We start from the raw sequence: 17,866 nt of genomic DNA on the forward strand, positions 1-17,866 counted from the left end.
TTACTACACTATGCGTTATGTTATCGTAACAGGAACTTCACAAGGTTTAGGTGAGGCAATCGCCGCACAATTGTTAGAAGAAAACACGAGTATCATCTCTATTTCTAGAAGAGAAAATAAAGAACTTACGAAACTCGCAGAGCAATATAACAGCAATTGTATTTTCCACTCCTTAGATCTTCAAGATGTACATAATTTAGAAACGAACTTTAACGAAATCATTTCATCTATTCAAGAAGACACTGTATCATCTATTCATTTAATTAATAACGCTGGTACACTCGCACCAATGAAACCAATAGAAAAAGCTGAAAGCGAACTGCTCATTACGAACATTCAAATTAATTTACTTGCACCGATGATTCTTACCTCCACTTTCATGAAACATACGAAAGATTGGAAAGTAGATAAACGTGTTATAAACATTTCATCTGGCGCAGGAAAAAAACCTTATTTTGGATGGGGCGCTTATTGTACAACGAAAGCTGGTGTAAATATGTTTACACAGTGCGTAGCAACCGAAGAAGCAGAAAAAGAATATCCGGTAAAAATCGTCGCATTTGCACCTGGTGTTGTTGATACAAGTATGCAAGCACAAATTCGTGAAACAAATAAAGAAGACTTCATAAATTTAGATCGCTTTATCGCACTAAAAGAAGAAGGAAAACTACTATCACCTGAATACGTTGCGAAAGCAATTCGTAGCTTACTAGAAACTGAGAATTTCCCGCAAGGTGAAGTAATTCGAATTGATGAATAACAAAAAGGCACGCTCTACTAGCGTGCCTTTTCATTCTATTTCTCTAAAAATATAAGTACAGACTCTGCAATTTGTTCATAACCAATCTCTTGGTAAATTTTATTTGATGTCGGATTTGCCAGATCCGTATATAAAGTCGTTGTTTTGTAACCTTCATCTAACATACGTTGACTAAGTGCGGCAACACAACTAGATGCGTACCCTTTTTTCCGCGCTTCTTTCGGTGTATATACGAAATTAACTGTTATATTGTTTGTAGTCGGTCTCGTTTTTGCAGCTACAGAAACAAGTTTCCCGTCTACTTCTAGACCAAAAAGACGACGATTAGTAATTAATGTATGGGCGGTTTGTTTCGCTTCTTCTTTCGTAGTAGGAAGCTTCACATCTTCGCAAAATTGATATATCCACTGTTCTATTAATGGTAGCTCCTCACTACTTGCTTCTCGAAAGATTCCATCTCCGTTCCACTTTTTCTTTACTTGTTTTAATTCATATACACCTTGCTCCATTGCAACAGTAGTTTTTTTCTGTTCTAACGTCGCAATCTTTTCCGCTAATTTCTGTACAATTTTCTTATTACCAATCAATCCTGGAACATTTGGGTATACTTTCGTTAATTTTTTTGCAAGTTCCACGATGTCCGCTTCCGCAATTTCAGACGTAGCAACAATGATTTGTTTCTTCTCTTCCGTTTGAAGAAATACAGCCGCTATCTCTTCCTCTTGTTTTGCTATCCCCATAAATATCGGTTGTTGAACCATTTGTAATACACCTAATATAAGATTATTTTCCTGCTCATTCTTTTCTAAAAATGGCGTAACCTCTTCTTTAAAAGCAAGAATTTCTTCATATACATGTAATTGAATCATCGACAATCTCTTCTCTCTATTTATAGTTTCATTAAGTATTGGCGATTAATCCACTAAATCCCTCTTTTACGATTCAATAATATTCAAAGCTAACGTATTCAAATCATTTTCAGCTTGTAAAATCCTTTGTTTTTCCCTTTCAAATACCTCTTCCTCTTTTTGAAATGACTCTTTTCGATTTTTAATCATGCGCTCCATTTCTTTTTTACTCGGTCCACCGTATACATTTCTTTTTTGAATAAAAGCTTCTGGCGATACAATCTCTTCCCACTCGTTTTCTAATAAATGTATTTTAAAATTTTCTTGTAAGTATATATTTACATCTTTTAAATGTAATTCATGTAGCTCCTTTTGTTGCTCCAATGACATATTCGCAATAACACTCGCTGCCTGATGCGCATGTCGAAATGGAATGTCATAGTTTTTCGTTAAAACATCTGCGAAATCAGTTATCGTAATTGCATGTTTATAAGAACGGCTTTTTAACGTTTCTTTTTCTACTTTCATCGTTCGAATGACCGCATTCATAATACAAAAAACACGAATGGTCTTTTCAATTCCTTTATATAAATACGGCTGCAAATCATCTTCTGTATCAACAATATCACCAAATGGTGTATTATGAATCATTTGAAATACTGTAAATGCTTCTCCTAAAGCACTACTCGTAATCGCACGGGCATGTTCAATAGAAACTGGATTTCGCTTTTGCGGCATAATGCTACTAATTTGTACATATGGCTTTGCAACAGTAATACCATCATATTCTTTCGTCGCTAATAGTAAGAAGTCATGAATCCATCTACTCGTATTCGTCATCATTACCATCAGTAACGAGCTAACTTCTAATAAATAATCTGCTCCAGCAACAGCATCATATGAATTCTCAATTACATTTGTAAATCCAAGTAAATTGGCAACTCGCTCTCGTTTAATTGGGAAACTTGTTGTAGAAAGAGCTGCAGCCCCCATTGGAGATTGATTTAAAAGTTTGTACGTTTTTTTCATTCTTTCTAAATCTCTTTGCATCGTATCATAAATCGCTAACGTATAATGACCAAATGTTGTTGGTTGTGCTGGTTGTGTATGTGTATAAGCTGGCATAATTGTTTCCTTATGATTATCGGCAAGTTGCAACATACTTTCTTGCAATAACAAATGATGTTCCATTAACCGTAATACATATCGCCTTAAACTCATGCGATACATCGTTACACCCATATCATTTCTACTTCTACCAATATGCATATTGCTTACATAATCACATTTCGCTTCTTGAGAAATTAAATGTTCCACTAAAAAAAAGAGATCTTCATGCTGCTTTGTATATAGCAATTGATCTTTCGGAACTCCCTCTATCTTTTTGAGTGCGTGTAATATAACTTTAGCTTCTTCCTTTTTCATTAAATTTTCTTCCGTCAGCATTGTAATATGCGCTTTATGCACTTGAAACATATGTTTTAATAAGTAATTTCGTTGAAAATGAAATACATGTTGTAATACACAATCCACATATGTTTTCCCAGGGAAATCAGCGCCTTCACTCTTTATAAACTCTTCTTTACTTTGTTTCATCACCTTTTCCCCTCTCACCTAAGTATTACTACCCATCATACCCAGAGATAGAAAAAAAGTGCTTGTATATAAAAAACTCGGTGCTCTCTGCACCGAGTTTATTTAATAAAAGTCGCATCATACTTATCACTTTGCAACACTTGGAAATGTAAGTTTGCTAAATGTTTACGTATTTCTGCACTGTCGTCTTCATTTAAATTATTTGCTAAAAACACTATTTCTGTACAGTTCCCGCGTTTATCCATTGCATAAACTGCTTTTGTAACTGTCCATGGCGTATAACCATTTTTTTGCCCTGCATGTCTAAATGTTTTACGATATTTTTTAGCACTCATATCTGTTTCAACGATGTTCGCCCACACTTTTTCTTCCGCTTCTGTTAGGCCACCTTTATGATTTGCCTTTTGAAGCAGTACCATATAATCGTTTGCAGAAGCTGCTGGTAATCGATCTGACCAAATTTTATCGTAACGTTCCTCTAAATAAAGAGGAATTTCCTTCTGTAATAATGGTCCCTTCTTTTTTAAGCGTTCATGAATAATCATCGCATATTCACGATATTGCTCTTGAGACATTTCTTTTAACTTTTTCTCTATTTTATATTTCGGAACATGTAGTTCTTTATGCAAATATCCAGGGATGTATAAAGATGAAACAATCGGAAATAGCGGCTGATGCGCTGGAAGGGATAAACTTTGTAAATTTTGATTAATATTATCTAACCCTAACACTTCCATTAAATATTCAGCATTCGCATTCGAACTAAACTTAACCATTCCTTTTGCCACTTCTTCTAAAGAAACTGCCCCTTCTGTTATCTTATCTGTCTTTTGCAAATACCTTTGCCATCTATCTTGTGCACCACCATCTGTATTCGGTACGTAATAACGATTCACATCATTTATGGAAACGAAACTAGACGGATCAATTTTCCCTTCTGTAACTTGTTTCGTATATTCAAGCGCCACAATTAATTTCATCGTACTAGCAACAGGTAATACAACGTTGGGATTTACAGAATAAACAACTTTATCATTTCTCTTTACTAGAAGCGCACTATTTTTTTCATCTTTATGTTCTTCAATAAAGGATGCTATATACTGCGCATCATCATTATTTGAACTCCACACTTTTTTCACTAAAAAATTACCCGATATTAGCAAAATGAAAATACCCACAATTACTGCGCATACTATAGTTTTTTTCAAGTAAAATTCCTCTCCTATTGTGTAACTCTTCTCTATTTATCTAAAAAAACAAAATAATGGAGATGGTTATTTAAATAACCATCTCCATTATTTTAACTTGTATTCTCCTATTATGTCTACGTCATAATTTTCACGAAGTCTTCGAGAAATTTTTTATAATGTAATGACCAACCGATTCGCACCCAATTCTTTAAAGCTTTTGAGTCGGGTTGCGGACGGAAATCAGCAATACTTTCACCCTTTGCAATTCCAACTGTATCTACATCGACACGGCGATATACATAATCTAAAAGAGACGGATTCGCCGCAACCATCATTGTAACGACATCATGTACTGGGCTCCCTGTTATTTTTGGGTTTAACTTTTTATACGCTTTATAATAATACGTAAATATTGGTTCAATTAATTTATTAAAATTCGTTTTAGAGTGTTCCGTAATATATTTCACCATTTCTGGCGTAATAATTGCTTCAGATGTAACGTTAAGTGGTACTAATGTTACATTCTTGGCATTTTGCATCACTAATTGTGAAGCAATGGGATCACCATGAAAATTCGCCTCTGCGACTGGTGTAACATTACCAGGCATTAAAAAAGCACCGCCCATTATATAATATTCTTTCACATACTTCATCATCGGTTTTTGCAAAATAAACGCTGTCGCAAGTGTCGTTGACCTGCCAGCATCAACAATGATTAATTCTCCTTTATATTTTTCAAGAATATCAAAAAACTCACAAAAAGGCTTTATATTCGGAGAAAGATTTTTCGGAGGACGAATTGGTCCTAAACCTTCTGCCCCGTGTATTTCCGGATAGTATGTTGTAATATCTCCAGATAAAGGAATCTTCGCACCATTAATAATCGGTATATCTTCCCTTCCTGCTAACTGTAATAAATATGCTGCATTACTCGTCGCCTTTTCTTGCGTTACATTTCCATATCCCGTTACTACGCCGACAATATCAATATCAGGATGCAACAATCCATACATAATTGCTAAAGAGTCATCAATTCCCGGGTCTCCTAAAAATAATACTTTTTTCATCGACCTCAACTCCATCCCCTCAATTGTTATTAATTTATGAATCGCAATAGGTATACAGAATAAAAAAGAACAAATTTATACGAAAAAACGCAGTCCTATAAGGACTACGTTCTTCCTCTAACCTATACTGTTTTTCTTCACAACACTCATACTTCCAATGATATAAGCGATAAACGCAAAACAAATTGGGAAGACAACTGTATGTATACCGAACGGATTTGGATAGAAAAGATGAATACACATATATGAACCTACCCCAACTAAAATAGAAGCAAGCGCTCCTGTAGCATTCCCTTTTCTCCAATATAACCCTAATACAATCGGCCAAATGAATGCTGCTTCTAATCCACCGAAAGAAAATAAATTTAACCATATTAAAAAATCTGGTGGTTTAATTGCCGCTGCATAAACGAGTAGTCCTACGATACCAGTAATCCACAAACTTCCTTTTCTGATCGTACTGTCTGCTGCATCTTTATTTATGTAATTTACGTATATGTCTTTAATAATTGATGAACTTACAAGTAACAATAACGAGTTTACTGTAGACATAATTGCTGCCATTGGCGCAGCTAAGAAAACACCAGCTAACCAAGGTGGCAACACTTCCATCGCGAGTAGCGGCATAACTTTATCCGGTACCGTTATCCCTGGAAGTACGACTCGTGCAAATACACCTGTTAAATGCATACCAATCATAATTGTACCCACAACAACCGTTCCAATTATTAACGCTTGATGCATAGCTTTTGAATCTTTATAAGACATGGCACGCACACTAATTTGTGGTAAACCAACAACGCCAATTCCAATTAAAATCCAAAATGATGTCACGTATGATTTCGTTAAACTACCATCCGCTCCGAACGGTGTAATTAAATTTGGATTGATTTGAACAAGTTCCTGCATAATCTTTTCAATTCCACCACCAGCAATGACAGTAGCAATTAAAATGATTGTCGTTCCAACTAACATAATGATTCCTAATAACGTATCTGATAAAGCAACTGCACGAAATCCCCCAATTAATACGTACACAAGTACAGAAAAAGTAAATAAAAATAGTGCTGTTGTATAAGATAGACCCGTTAGCGACTCAATTAATCGGCCACCGCCGACCCATTGAGCTACTGTTGCTGAAAATAAGAAGATAATAATACATAACGCAGAAAGTATAACAACCGCTTTATTATTGTATCTTCCCTTTAAATAATCGATAAGAGTAATGGCTTCCATCTTCCTAGCGATAATTGCAAACTTTTTACCAATAACCGTTAAAACGATATACCCTGTTACAACTTGAATCGCAGATAGCAGTACCCATCCAAGACCCATATTATAAGCAATACCAGGACCACCAATAAAGCTACTTGCACTACCGTACGTAGCAATCATTGTCATCGCTAATAATAAACCGCCAAGTTCACGCCCACCAAGAAAATACTCTTGTAAAAATTTATTATTAGCAGTCGCTTGTACGCGTCTTGAAGCATATACACCAATTAAAAACACAACGATAAATGAAATTATCATTGGAATGATTACATACCAATTCATCTATTATTCCTCACTTTTTTCTTCCTCATCGAGTGAAATATCTTGAAATACAAAACGAACAACTAAACTAAGTAAAATAACCATAACGACAAACCCAACGATACAGCTATAAAAAAACCATGCTGGAAAACCGAATACATATGTATATTCACTTGGATTTTTACTACCAAGCCCATAAGCAAATCCATACCATATTATAAAATTGATAATAGCAAGTCCAAGACCAATTAACGCTTCTCTATGGGCGATTCGAAAGCGTGGATCATCATGATAATCCTTCATTTTTCTCCCTCCTCTCACGAGGTATTATTGTACCATTGTTCTTCTAGTTTTTCCTACTAGAAAGCAAAAACAAGCAGGATTTTTTATATTCTTATAGAAGGTTCTCTTACATTACATATTTTTTACAATTGTAACACAATTGAAATTTGAATTTTCAGTATTTATTAATTATGATTTAAATTAGAGGCTTTCCATCTAGTTCCCACATCCTTGATTTCGGAATAAACGCCGTCTTGTACTGCGTTTACATTATATTTTCAAGGGGGTTATACAATGAGTCAACTAGCTGTAAATCTTCATGAAAAGGTAGAAAAGTTTCTTCAAGGTACAAAAAAGTTATATGTGAATGGATCTTTCATTGAAAGCGCTTCCGGTAAAACATTTAAAACACCTAACCCAGCAACCGGCGAAACACTTGCCGTCGTTTCTGAGGCTGGTCGCGAAGATATTCATAAAGCTGTCGTTGCAGCTCGCATGGCTTTTGACGAAGGTCCTTGGTCTCGCATGAGCACTGCTGAGCGAAGCCGTCTTATGTACAAGTTAGCTGATTTAATGGAAGAGCATAAAGAAGAGCTTGCACAGCTCGAAACATTAGATAACGGAAAGCCAATCCGTGAAACAATGGCAGCAGACATACCACTTGCAATTGAACATATGCGCTATTACGCTGGCTGGGCTACGAAAATCGTTGGTCAAACAATTCCTGTTTCCGGTGATTACTTTAACTATACACGCCATGAGGCTGTTGGTGTCGTCGGTCAAATTATTCCTTGGAATTTCCCACTTCTTATGGCAATGTGGAAAATGGGAGCAGCGCTTGCTACAGGATGTACAATCGTTTTAAAACCTGCAGAACAAACTCCACTATCCGCTCTATACTTAGCTGAATTAATTGAAGAAGCTGGATTCCCGAAAGGTGTTATTAATATCGTTCCTGGCTTCGGTGAATCAGCTGGACAAGCTCTTGTTAATCATCCACTCGTTGATAAAATTGCATTTACTGGCTCTACTCCAGTCGGTAAACAAATTATGCGCCAAGCATCTGAATCATTGAAACGTGTTACTTTAGAGCTTGGCGGTAAATCACCGAACATTATTTTACCAGACGCCGACTTATCTCGCGCGATTCCTGGTGCACTTTCTGGTGTTATGTTTAACCAAGGACAAGTATGCTCTGCTGGATCACGCTTATTTGTTCCAAAGAAAATGTACGATAATGTCATGGCTGATCTCGTCCTTTATTCTAAAAAATTAAATCAAGGCGCTGGTCTAAGTCCAGAAACTACAATCGGTCCTCTCGTTTCCGAAGAACAACAAAAACGTGTAATGGGCTACATTGAAAAAGGGATTGAAGAAGGCGCTGAAGTACTTTGCGGAGGAAGTAATCCATTCGATCAAGGCTACTTCGTTTCTCCTACAGTATTCGCTGACGTAAATGACGAAATGACGATCGCAAAAGAAGAAATTTTCGGTCCAGTTATTTCTGCAATACCTTTTAACGATATCGATGAAGTAATTGAACGTGCAAATAAATCACAATTCGGCTTAGCGGCTGGTGTGTGGACAGAAAATGTTAAAACAGCACACTATGTTGCAAGTAAAGTGCGTGCTGGTACTGTATGGGTAAACTGTTATAACGTCTTTGATGCAGCATCTCCATTTGGAGGATTTAAACAATCTGGTCTTGGTCGTGAAATGGGATCTTACGCATTAAATAACTATACAGAAGTGAAGAGTGTTTGGCTCAACTTAAACTAAAGAAAAAGAACCTGACCTATCCGGTCAGGTTCTTTTTCTTTATGTATTCCTTTAAACTTGCAGTCCCCCGCTCACATTTAATACTTCTCCTGTAATATAGGATGCGTATTCTGATGCTAAAAAGGCAGCTGCGTTCGCAATATCTTCTGGCGTTCCAATTCTACCAACTGGAATCGCGCCGACCATCTTTTCTTTCACTTTATCTGGTATTGTTTTTGTCATATCTGTATCCATAAATCCTGGACAAATCGCATTACACGTAATACCGAAACTTCCAACTTCTTTCGCTGCCGTTTTCGTTAAACCTACAACGCCTGCCTTCGTAGCTGCATAGTTTGCTTGACCTATATTTCCTTCTCTACTAATTGAAGATATATTAATAATGCGTCCATACCCTTGTTGTCTCATGTAAAGAAGCGCTGGTTGCATACAATAAAAAACTCCAGTTAAGTTCACTTGCAATACTTGTTCCCAAGAAGACTTCTCCATTTTATGTAACATTGCATCTCTTGTAATTCCAGCATTATTTACCAAAATATGTAATGTACCGAATTTTTGAACCGCATATTCAATTAATGACTTCGCTTCATTTTGATTACTCACATCACATCGATATAAACTCACTTCATATCCTTCATCCGATAACTCACGTGTCGTTTTTTGTAGCTTTTCTTCATTTACATCGCTAATTAATACTTTCGCCCCTAGTTTTGCATAAACCCTTGCAATCTCTTTTCCAATTCCCTGTGCAGCTCCTGTTACAACAGCTGTTCTCCCATTTAAAAGCTCCATCCCTATCCCCCATTTCTATTACTTATACTGTATATTTCGGCTCTTTACTTCCTAATTCCTCTTTGTATAAAAAAGTCTATTTGTGTCAAACTAACTTTGCAACGTCGCATAAAGTGCAAGGAGATTGTGTCGAATGAACAAAAAAAATTTCAAACAAAACAAAGCTACCGATGGCATTGATGTTGAGTTCTCTCGTGAACTCGCTGACCACAATGACTTAGAAGCAAACGCACGTGCAAATGCCGCTGATGCACGTCAAAAACGCCAGTCAACAGAAAAATAAGGAAAGCACAACCTTATTCTTTTCAACAGGGACCTACTACCCAACCAAATAAACCGAGAGATATCCTCTCGGTTTATTTTCGATATTTTTTTATATAATGTGCCAAAGTAAGTAGCGGATATATATGGGCATAGCTATGATAACAAATATAAAAACCACCTGGTAAACCTGTTCCAGTAGGATATTTTTCATTCATATAACGATTGGCAAGCAAATATGAGATACCTTTTCGAATTGCTGGTGTTTCTTTATCATAGTAAGAAATGAGAGCATCTAACGCCCATGCTGTTTGGGATGGTGTACTGAATGGTAAAGTAACGAACCTTTTTTCCACACTACTGTGGCATGATTCTCCCCAGCCACCATCTTCATGCTGTATATGTTCAAGCCATAAAGCTGCTCGTTTCAATGATGGATTGCTAGATGGAATTCCGAGTGACCGTAAACCTGTCATCACCGCCCACGTACCATATATATAACAAATCCCCCATTTTCCATACCATGATCCATTTTTCTCTTGTACATTCATTAACCAATTTATCGCACTTTGTTTTTGTTTCTCAGGCAATTCATTTTGCGCATATGTCCCGAAAAGCTCTAACACTCTTCCTGTAATATCTGGTGTAGAAGGATCTGTAATCATGTCGCTTGCATTTTCTATTGGTAAATTTGCTAATAAATTGCTCGTCACACCTTTTTCAAATGCTCCCCAGCCACCATCATTATTTTGTAATCCTTTAACCCAAGTGACCCCTTTCTTCCAAGCATAATCTACATTTTCGTTCCCTCGACTTTTTGCCAATACTCTTAGCACGGCTGTTGTATCATCAACATCAGGGATTGTCGTATTCACATCCGAAAAACCCCAACCACCAGGAGCAAGCGCTGGTGCATGTACGCTCCAATCAGCTTTTTTTGTATGCTGTTTTTTTAATAAATATGTTACTGCATGTTGAATCATCTTATTATCTTTCGGTACGTGGGCCTCTTGTAACGCATAGCTGAGTAAAGCCGTATCCCATACAGTTGAAGGAGAGTTTTGCAAATGATGCCCTCTTTCCATCTTCCATATATAAGATGTTATCCCGGTTATAGCCTTTTGAATCATTGTTGATTGAAGAGAATGTCCTAACGCGAGTAAAGCATAAATCATATAAAACGAGGCAGTTGCGTAACTATATAACGTTCCATTTTCATCAATACGTTCTTTCATAAAACGTTCGACTTCCTCATTTCCTTTATGATGTAAAGATAGTGGATACGATATAATTTGTTTTACATCACTTACTAATGTTTGAAACAACGGAGATCGATCCTCCCGAAACCATTCTCCGCCTCCTCCCGAAATGTGATTTAAATTTGGCAGTAACTTTTTCCCTACACGAAATTTTTTATTTAAACACAACATCATCGGAATTAAATGAATACGTGCTGAGCTACTTAACTCAAATATACTGAGAAGTGAATCACTTTGGAGAAACATAATTGGTGTTGGCAAATGAAAGAGCGAAGGATATTCATATTCTCCATGAACCGCTAATAAAAACTTCGTCATAAAATGAGCACGTGCTACCCCGCCACGCTCATTTATAAACATTTCCGCTCGCTTCATATTCGCATCTTCTTTTGTATATTTTTTTGAAGCAAGTAAGGCAGCATAAGATTGAATTGTAGCAGATAAATTACCACCCACTTCATCTTCATACAATTTCCATGTTCCTTCATTTGTTTGGAGTGATGCTAATCTTTTTACAAATGGTTCTATCTCTTTATCTCTACCTAATAATTTTAATAAAAAGATCATATGGCAATCTGTTAATGGTGCACCTTCAAAACAAAAGTGCCACGTCCCATCTCGCTGTTGCATCGTTTGAAGTGCAGTTGTTCGTCTTGCTATCTCTTCATGCACTTTTTCATATAATAACAAGTTACTCACCCACCCTTTCGAAATCCGTATAACGATATTCAAAAAGATAGCTGAATATGTATGAAAACAAAGAAAAGCAGAACATGTAAAATGTTCTGCTCATAAACAATATCCTACTCCGACAATTATCCCTACTAAAGCACCAACTACTACTTCATACGGTGTATGCCCGACAAGTTCATTTAACTTCTTATATTCTGTTTGTCTACCGTGAAAAAACTCATTCAATATTTTCGCTTGTTTACTTACTGCAAGTCTTACCCCTGAAGCATCATACATAACAATTATTGCAAAGATAGCAGCGATCGCAAACATGGAACTTTCCACACCTTCCACAACACCAACACCTGTCGCAAGTGCTGTAACAGTTGAAGCATGAGAACTTGGCATCCCACCTGAAGCGAAAAACTTTGCAAAATCAAATTCACCCGTTTTAACCAATTTAAAGACTACTTTCGTTAATTGTGCTAAAAACCATGAAATTACAGCGGCCATAAGCGGATCATTATGTAAAATTGTTTCCACGTTCTCAGCTCCCTACTAGCTATAATGGAAATTCTATATAGTATCAGTATAAAGAAAAATGCGTAGAAAATACTACGCATTATGATACTTTTGCTGATTTATTTTTTATAAATTTCGGTTGTTTCTGCACTAAGAACTTTGTTTTCGCTACCGAGAATACAAATAATGCAACCCATATACAGAAAAATGCAATCATATGAGTAGAGGTGAAATGTTCACCAAATACGAATACACCTAAAATTAAACTAATCGTTGGCGCAATATATTGTAAAAATCCAACCATATAAAGCGGAATAAGTTGCGCTCCTTTTGCAAAATAAAAAAGTGGTAAAGCAGTAACAACGCCCGCTCCTATTAATAGTAACGTCGATAACATGGAAATAGAGCCAAATGAGCCGAAACCATGTACTCCTGTCATTACTAGATAAATAATCGCAAACGGCGTCACTAACATCGTTTCCATCGTAAGTCCAATTGTCGCATCATAGTTTAACAATTTTTTCGTTAATCCATATAATCCAAATGAAAGGGCAAGTGATAAAGAGACCCACGGAATAGCCCCGAAACGTACTGTTAAAATAATAACCCCTACTCCAGCTAAACCAACTGCAACATATTGCCAAAAGTTTAACTTTTCCTTTAAAACGACTGTACCAAGTAAAATACTAATAAGTGGATTAATATAATAGCCGAGACTAGCTTCAATGACATGATTATGATTAACGGCCCATATGTAGACAAACCAGTTTCCGCTAATCAAAACTGAAGCTATTGTTAATGACATTAATAATTTAGGTCGTTTAAAAAGATTCACGAACTCCCCAATAAACTGACGAAACCTTTTCGTAACACCTAATACGAGTAACATAAAAACGAACGCCCAAACGATGCGGTGTGCTAATATCTCATCTGCCGGAACTTCCTCAACCCATTTCCAATAGATTGGTAGGATTCCCCACATCGTATAAGCACCAGCCGCATATATAATCCCTTTTTTTTGCTGTGCTGATTGACTCCCCATCTTCCTTTTTCTCCTCTTCTCATTTTTCTCCATTATACGGTCCCGCATGCTCACTTTACCAATAATCAATCTGCAATTCTTTCGACATTTCTCATACAGTAAAAAGTAAACATACTGTTGTAACGACAAGTAATGGTATACCGAAAACAAATTTCTTTTTATGTGTTTTATGGTGAAACATATACATACCGATCCAAGCACCAACTGCCCCTCCAGCTGCCGCTGACAAAAACAACGTACTTTCTGGCGTTCTCCACTGTTTCTTCTTCGCTTTTCGTTTATCAAGCCCCATAAGGCTAAAAGCTATAATGTTAATAATAATAAAATAAATCCATTTCATCGCTTTCTCTCCCTATGAAAAATTCGCTTAATGGTAACATGAAAAAACGATGGAAACAACTGAAGAACGCTTTTTATTAATTAGTTACCTTCATATTTATATAGCCAATTAAACAGAAAGATGTTATGAGCAGAACCTTATATTTTATTCCCTTCACCCACTACCATATCATCGAAAAAACTTCTCTCAATCTCTTTTTCATCAAAATGAAGAACTACGATTAACCCTACATATAAAGAAACGAAATTTAGAAACCATTCGCCATTATCATCTTTGTTAGCTAAACATTTAAATATCTCTTGAAATTGCATACGCTCATCGGCGGCAACAAACGGTCGCACGCCAAAATATTTCAATACGAGATGTAATTTTAGATGCACGGATAGTGATAAAATATATTTTAATAGTTCCGTATAATAAGCAACATTTTTTTGACTATATAACTTCACAAGCTTTTGATGTAAATTAGAAATCGATAATTCTTCTTCAGTCACTTTTGTTGCTTCTATCGTTTCAATCATCTTTTTCATATCCATTACATTTACCCCTCCTGAAAAAAACAAAGCCAAAAAATATTTATTTTATAATCAACAATAATTGAGTATTTCTCGTCTCTCTTTCTTCTTCACTAACTAAGTCATACTTTTTTAAAAGATGAAAGATATCGTTTAATATTTCCTGTGGATGATTTCCTTGCAAAAATCCCTTTAACTCTTTAAAAATCACTTCCGGTAAATAATCCTTTTGATTTTCAAGCTTATTCATTACATCTTCCATAGAATGATCGATATTACAAGCCATACTAAACTTCCTCCTCTATCCTCTATAAATAATATCTTCTGCTAACGATGTAAACACTTCTCCTACAAGAGAGTCTTCATCATATACAGATGAACCGTTGTTTTCTTCTCGTTTTGCAAAAGGTATTTGCGCGATCACTTCTGTTTGCAATTGTTCTGCAAGCATTTCGCCGCCACCTTTTCCGAAGAGATAGTTTTTTGATCCATCTTGCTCTTCATAATAAGCCATATTTTCTACAATCCCTAAAATTTCATGTTTCGTATGTTTTGCCATAACACCTACTCTAGATGCTACGAATGAAGCTACATTGTGTGGTGTTGTAACGATAATCTCTTGCGCCTGCGGGATCATTGCTGCAACATCAATAGCAACATCTCCTGTACCAGGTGGTAAATCAAGAAGTAAATAATCTAATTCTCCCCAGTGCGTATTCGCAAGGAAATTTTGAATCCATTTATTTAACATCGGCCCGCGCCACATAACCGGGTTATTTCCTTCCGTAAAAAATCCCATCGACATAATTTTAACACCGTGACTAACGACTGGAATTGCTGTTTGATCAATCATCGTCGGTTTTTGATTCGTTTCCATCATAGCTGGAATGCTAAAACCATATATATCTGCATCTAATATCCCCACTTTTTTGCCCATACGAGCTAAAGCAGTTGCAAGGTTAATTGTCACTGTTGATTTTCCAACTCCACCTTTACCACTCGTTACAGTAATAAATCGTACCCCTGAATCAAGGCGAAGCATGCTCGGCATACCAGTCTCTGTTCTAGTATTTTTCTTTAACTTCTCTGTTAGCGCAGCTCGTTCTTCTTGTGTCATAGAACCAAATGTCAAATCTACCTTAGATGCACCAATTGCCTGAAGAGACTCTTCTACATCTTGTTGAATTATTGCCTTTAATGGACAACCTTGAATCGTTAGCACTACTTCAAGTTTAACCTCTGTTCCATTCATTTGTATATTTCTAACCATATTTAATTCTACAATACTTTTGTGTAACTCCGGATCCTCTACATGTTTTAATGCGTTCATTATTTGTTCTTGCGTAATCATAGCACTCATCCCTTCTCATATTCGAATTTATATACAACATTTTCTTGGCGAAAAATCTTATTATCCCCCGCTAACAGGCGGGATTAATGCGACTATATCTCCAGCTTTTATCATCTCTTCATTCGTTACAAACTCTTCATTCACAGCCACCATCACTCTATCAAGCGATTGTAAACAATAGCTTGCTTTGAGCCATTCTTTTAATTGCTGAACTGTCATTTCTTGTTTTTCTAAAATTACGAATCGATCCGATCCGACTTCCTGACGCAAATTTGCGAACAATAAAATTGTAATCATCTTCTCATTCTTCCTTCTTCGGTTTTCCTTCTGGATATGCCGTATTTTCAAGCTGATCTCCAATCCACATCGTTCCATCTTCCCAAAATTCTTTTTTCCAAATTGGGACGATTCGTTTTATACGTTCAATCGTGTATTCATTCGCTTCATAAGCTACTTTACGATGCGGTGATGAAACTGCAATGACTACCGCAATATCCATAATTTCTAGCCGCCCTACACGGTGCGTAATTGCTACTTTTGCGTCCGGCCACTTTTCATTTATTTCTTCACCAATTCTTGTAAGTTGTTTTACTGCCATCGGTTTATATGCTTCGTACTCTAAATGTAGCGTTCGTTTTCCTTTTGTAAGTTCTCTCACCGTACCAATAAATGTTGTAATTGCACCTGCTTCTCTTCTTGCGACTTTATTCGTTACTTCTTCAACTACAATCGGTATATCTACAATTTCAAACAGTGCTTGTCCCATTAGAAACACCTCTCACTTTATAAAATGTCCCAGGCCATTCACTACCTTCATTATCTTCCAGCAAGAGAATATCTACGAACATATCTTTTTTATAACCCCTTGTACCACCTGGAAGTACAATAAATATATTTGTCTCTGCTAGGGAAGAAACCGAGCTAGATTTATCAAACCCTGATGGATAAGCAATTAATTGCCCTTCGTTATATGTCAGTTTTGCTCGCACAAATCTTGTAAATGGATTTGGTTTTAAAAAATCTTCTCCTAATAAAGCTTTTTCTCTTTTCATATGTGCTTTTTCACTAAACATATACGTCCGAATACAAGGTCTTACAAACAATTCAAATCCTACGTAACAAGCAGATGGATTTCCTGATAAACCAAATAATAACTTGCCATTTAATTGTGCTACTGTCGTAACACTTCCTGGCCGCATTGCAACTTTATTGAAAAGAACAGAGGCACCTAACTTTTCGTAAATAGCTGGTAAATAATCGTAATCTCCTACTGATACACCGCCTGTTGTAATGAGCATATCTACTTGGCTTAACGCTTCTTTTACAGCTGTGAAACATGTATGAAAATCATCGCTAAACTTCCCAAAATATTTTACTCTGCCGCCCGCTCTTCGAATTTGAGACAATATCATATACGTATTACTATTTCGGATTTTCCCTGGCTGTAGTGAATCATTTACATCCAGCAATTCACTACCAGTCGCTAACAATCCAATTACAGGCTTTCTCGCCACTGGCACCTCACTATAACCGAACGTAGCCAGAAGAGCTGAAATACCTGGATGAATGTATGACCCTTTCTTTGCAAGAACCGTTCCTTTACGAGCATCTTCACCTTGAAAAGAAATATTGTCACCCGTTTTGAATGATCGCTTCACTTCCATATAATTGTTGCCATCTTCCTCATATTGACTAGTCAGCTCTAACATAACCACCGCATCACACCCATTCGGAATTTGCGCTCCCGTCATAATTCGAACTGCTTGAAACGGGCCTACTTTCTCGTGGAATATTGATCCCGCACCAATTTCACCAATTACTTCAAACACAATTGGCGTTTCATAACTTGCTACATTCGTATCTTCTGCTCTAATAGCAAACCCGTCATACGGTGAACGATTGAATGAAGGTACATCATGGTCAGCTACTAAATCCTCTGCTAATATACGCCCGTAAGCTAATTCAATAGGTAGTAGCTCCTTTAATCCCTCATTAGCAAATCCCATTACTTTACGAACAGCTTCTTCAACCGTAATTGGCACTCTTCTTTCCAT

20 protein-coding genes are annotated in these 17,866 nt (G+C 36.6%); 3 read left to right on the forward strand and 17 right to left on the reverse strand.

Features of this window, described 5'->3' with window-relative positions; translation table 11 throughout:
* Positions 1 to 10: 10 nt before the first annotated feature.
* Positions 11 to 760 (forward strand): (S)-benzoin forming benzil reductase, encoded by a 750-nt coding sequence (locus ACXVYO_RS07805; RefSeq protein WP_458466565.1) that lies wholly within the window; start codon positions 11 to 13, stop codon positions 758 to 760.
* Between the two features lie 35 nt (positions 761 to 795).
* On the opposite strand, the gene ACXVYO_RS07810 is transcribed toward ACXVYO_RS07805, so the two are convergent.
* The 6 genes from ACXVYO_RS07810 to ACXVYO_RS07835 form a co-directional block, all read right to left on the reverse strand.
* On the reverse strand, positions 796 to 1,629 hold the full coding sequence (locus ACXVYO_RS07810; protein WP_458466566.1) for a GNAT family N-acetyltransferase: 834 nt from the start codon (positions 1,627 to 1,629) through the stop codon (positions 796 to 798).
* Positions 1,630 to 1,695: 66 nt separating this feature from the next.
* On the reverse strand, positions 1,696 to 3,204 hold the full coding sequence (gene argH, locus ACXVYO_RS07815; protein ID WP_458466567.1) for an argininosuccinate lyase: 1,509 nt from the start codon (positions 3,202 to 3,204) through the stop codon (positions 1,696 to 1,698).
* A 98-nt stretch (positions 3,205 to 3,302) separates the two neighbouring features.
* On the reverse strand, positions 3,303 to 4,412 hold the full coding sequence (locus ACXVYO_RS07820) for a serine hydrolase (RefSeq protein WP_458466568.1): 1,110 nt from the start codon (positions 4,410 to 4,412) through the stop codon (positions 3,303 to 3,305).
* A 116-nt stretch (positions 4,413 to 4,528) separates the two neighbouring features.
* On the reverse strand, positions 4,529 to 5,476 hold the full coding sequence (locus tag ACXVYO_RS07825) for a nucleoside hydrolase (protein WP_458466569.1): 948 nt from the start codon (positions 5,474 to 5,476) through the stop codon (positions 4,529 to 4,531).
* 102 nt (positions 5,477 to 5,578) lie between these two features.
* Entirely contained in the window at positions 5,579 to 7,018 is a 1,440-nt protein-coding gene (gene panF, locus ACXVYO_RS07830) for a sodium/pantothenate symporter (protein ID WP_458466570.1), read from the reverse strand.
* 3 nt (positions 7,019 to 7,021) lie between these two features.
* Positions 7,022 to 7,300, reverse strand: coding sequence for a YhdT family protein (locus ACXVYO_RS07835; RefSeq protein ID WP_000656242.1), 279 nt, complete (start codon positions 7,298 to 7,300; stop codon positions 7,022 to 7,024).
* 273 nt (positions 7,301 to 7,573) lie between these two features.
* Between ACXVYO_RS07835 and dhaS the strand changes: the two genes are divergently transcribed.
* Positions 7,574 to 9,058, forward strand: a complete 1,485-nt coding sequence (gene dhaS, locus ACXVYO_RS07840) for an aldehyde dehydrogenase DhaS (RefSeq protein ID WP_000080277.1) — start codon at positions 7,574 to 7,576, stop codon at positions 9,056 to 9,058.
* 51 nt (positions 9,059 to 9,109) lie between these two features.
* Here dhaS and fabG read toward each other — a convergent pair whose 3' ends face one another.
* Positions 9,110 to 9,850: a 3-oxoacyl-ACP reductase FabG gene (fabG, locus tag ACXVYO_RS07845; RefSeq protein WP_458466571.1), complete on the reverse strand. Its 741-nt coding sequence runs from the start codon at positions 9,848 to 9,850 to the stop codon at positions 9,110 to 9,112.
* Between the two features lie 133 nt (positions 9,851 to 9,983).
* On the opposite strand from fabG, the gene ACXVYO_RS07850 reads away from it, so the two are divergent.
* Positions 9,984 to 10,133, forward strand: a complete 150-nt coding sequence (locus ACXVYO_RS07850; RefSeq protein WP_001035808.1) for a YfhD family protein — start codon at positions 9,984 to 9,986, stop codon at positions 10,131 to 10,133.
* Positions 10,134 to 10,206: 73 nt separating this feature from the next.
* Here ACXVYO_RS07850 and ACXVYO_RS07855 read toward each other — a convergent pair whose 3' ends face one another.
* From ACXVYO_RS07855 to moeA, 10 genes are all read right to left on the reverse strand, one after another.
* A complete protein-coding gene (locus ACXVYO_RS07855; RefSeq protein WP_458466572.1) occupies positions 10,207 to 12,060 on the reverse strand; it encodes a terpene cyclase/mutase family protein in 1,854 nt (617 codons plus the stop codon).
* A gap of 99 nt (positions 12,061 to 12,159) precedes the next feature.
* Positions 12,160 to 12,585: a divergent PAP2 family protein gene (locus ACXVYO_RS07860; protein WP_048527641.1), complete on the reverse strand. Its 426-nt coding sequence runs from the start codon at positions 12,583 to 12,585 to the stop codon at positions 12,160 to 12,162.
* A 79-nt stretch (positions 12,586 to 12,664) separates the two neighbouring features.
* Entirely contained in the window at positions 12,665 to 13,606 is a 942-nt protein-coding gene (gene rarD, locus ACXVYO_RS07865) for an EamA family transporter RarD (RefSeq protein WP_458466573.1), read from the reverse strand.
* Positions 13,607 to 13,697: 91 nt separating this feature from the next.
* Positions 13,698 to 13,946, reverse strand: a complete 249-nt coding sequence (locus tag ACXVYO_RS07870; RefSeq protein ID WP_458466574.1) for a DUF1294 domain-containing protein — start codon at positions 13,944 to 13,946, stop codon at positions 13,698 to 13,700.
* Between the two features lie 137 nt (positions 13,947 to 14,083).
* On the reverse strand, positions 14,084 to 14,482 hold the full coding sequence (locus ACXVYO_RS07875; RefSeq protein ID WP_458466575.1) for a hypothetical protein: 399 nt from the start codon (positions 14,480 to 14,482) through the stop codon (positions 14,084 to 14,086).
* A gap of 40 nt (positions 14,483 to 14,522) precedes the next feature.
* A complete protein-coding gene (locus ACXVYO_RS07880) occupies positions 14,523 to 14,747 on the reverse strand; it encodes a hypothetical protein (RefSeq protein ID WP_458466576.1) in 225 nt (74 codons plus the stop codon).
* A 15-nt stretch (positions 14,748 to 14,762) separates the two neighbouring features.
* Positions 14,763 to 15,812, reverse strand: a complete 1,050-nt coding sequence (locus ACXVYO_RS07885; RefSeq protein ID WP_458466577.1) for a P-loop NTPase — start codon at positions 15,810 to 15,812, stop codon at positions 14,763 to 14,765.
* A gap of 60 nt (positions 15,813 to 15,872) precedes the next feature.
* Positions 15,873 to 16,109, reverse strand: a complete 237-nt coding sequence (gene moaD / locus ACXVYO_RS07890) for a molybdopterin converting factor subunit 1 (RefSeq protein WP_458466578.1) — start codon at positions 16,107 to 16,109, stop codon at positions 15,873 to 15,875.
* Positions 16,110 to 16,113: 4 nt separating this feature from the next.
* Complete coding sequence (moaE, locus tag ACXVYO_RS07895; protein WP_139893311.1) at positions 16,114 to 16,578, reverse strand: molybdopterin synthase catalytic subunit MoaE; 465 nt, start codon at positions 16,576 to 16,578, stop codon at positions 16,114 to 16,116.
* Positions 16,559 to 17,866 (reverse strand): molybdopterin molybdotransferase MoeA, encoded by a 1,308-nt coding sequence (gene moeA, locus ACXVYO_RS07900; protein WP_458466579.1) that lies wholly within the window; start codon positions 17,864 to 17,866, stop codon positions 16,559 to 16,561. The genes moaE and moeA overlap by 20 nt, the downstream gene beginning before the upstream one ends.

The sequence above is a fragment of the Bacillus sp. BC08 genome, assembly GCF_054326875.1.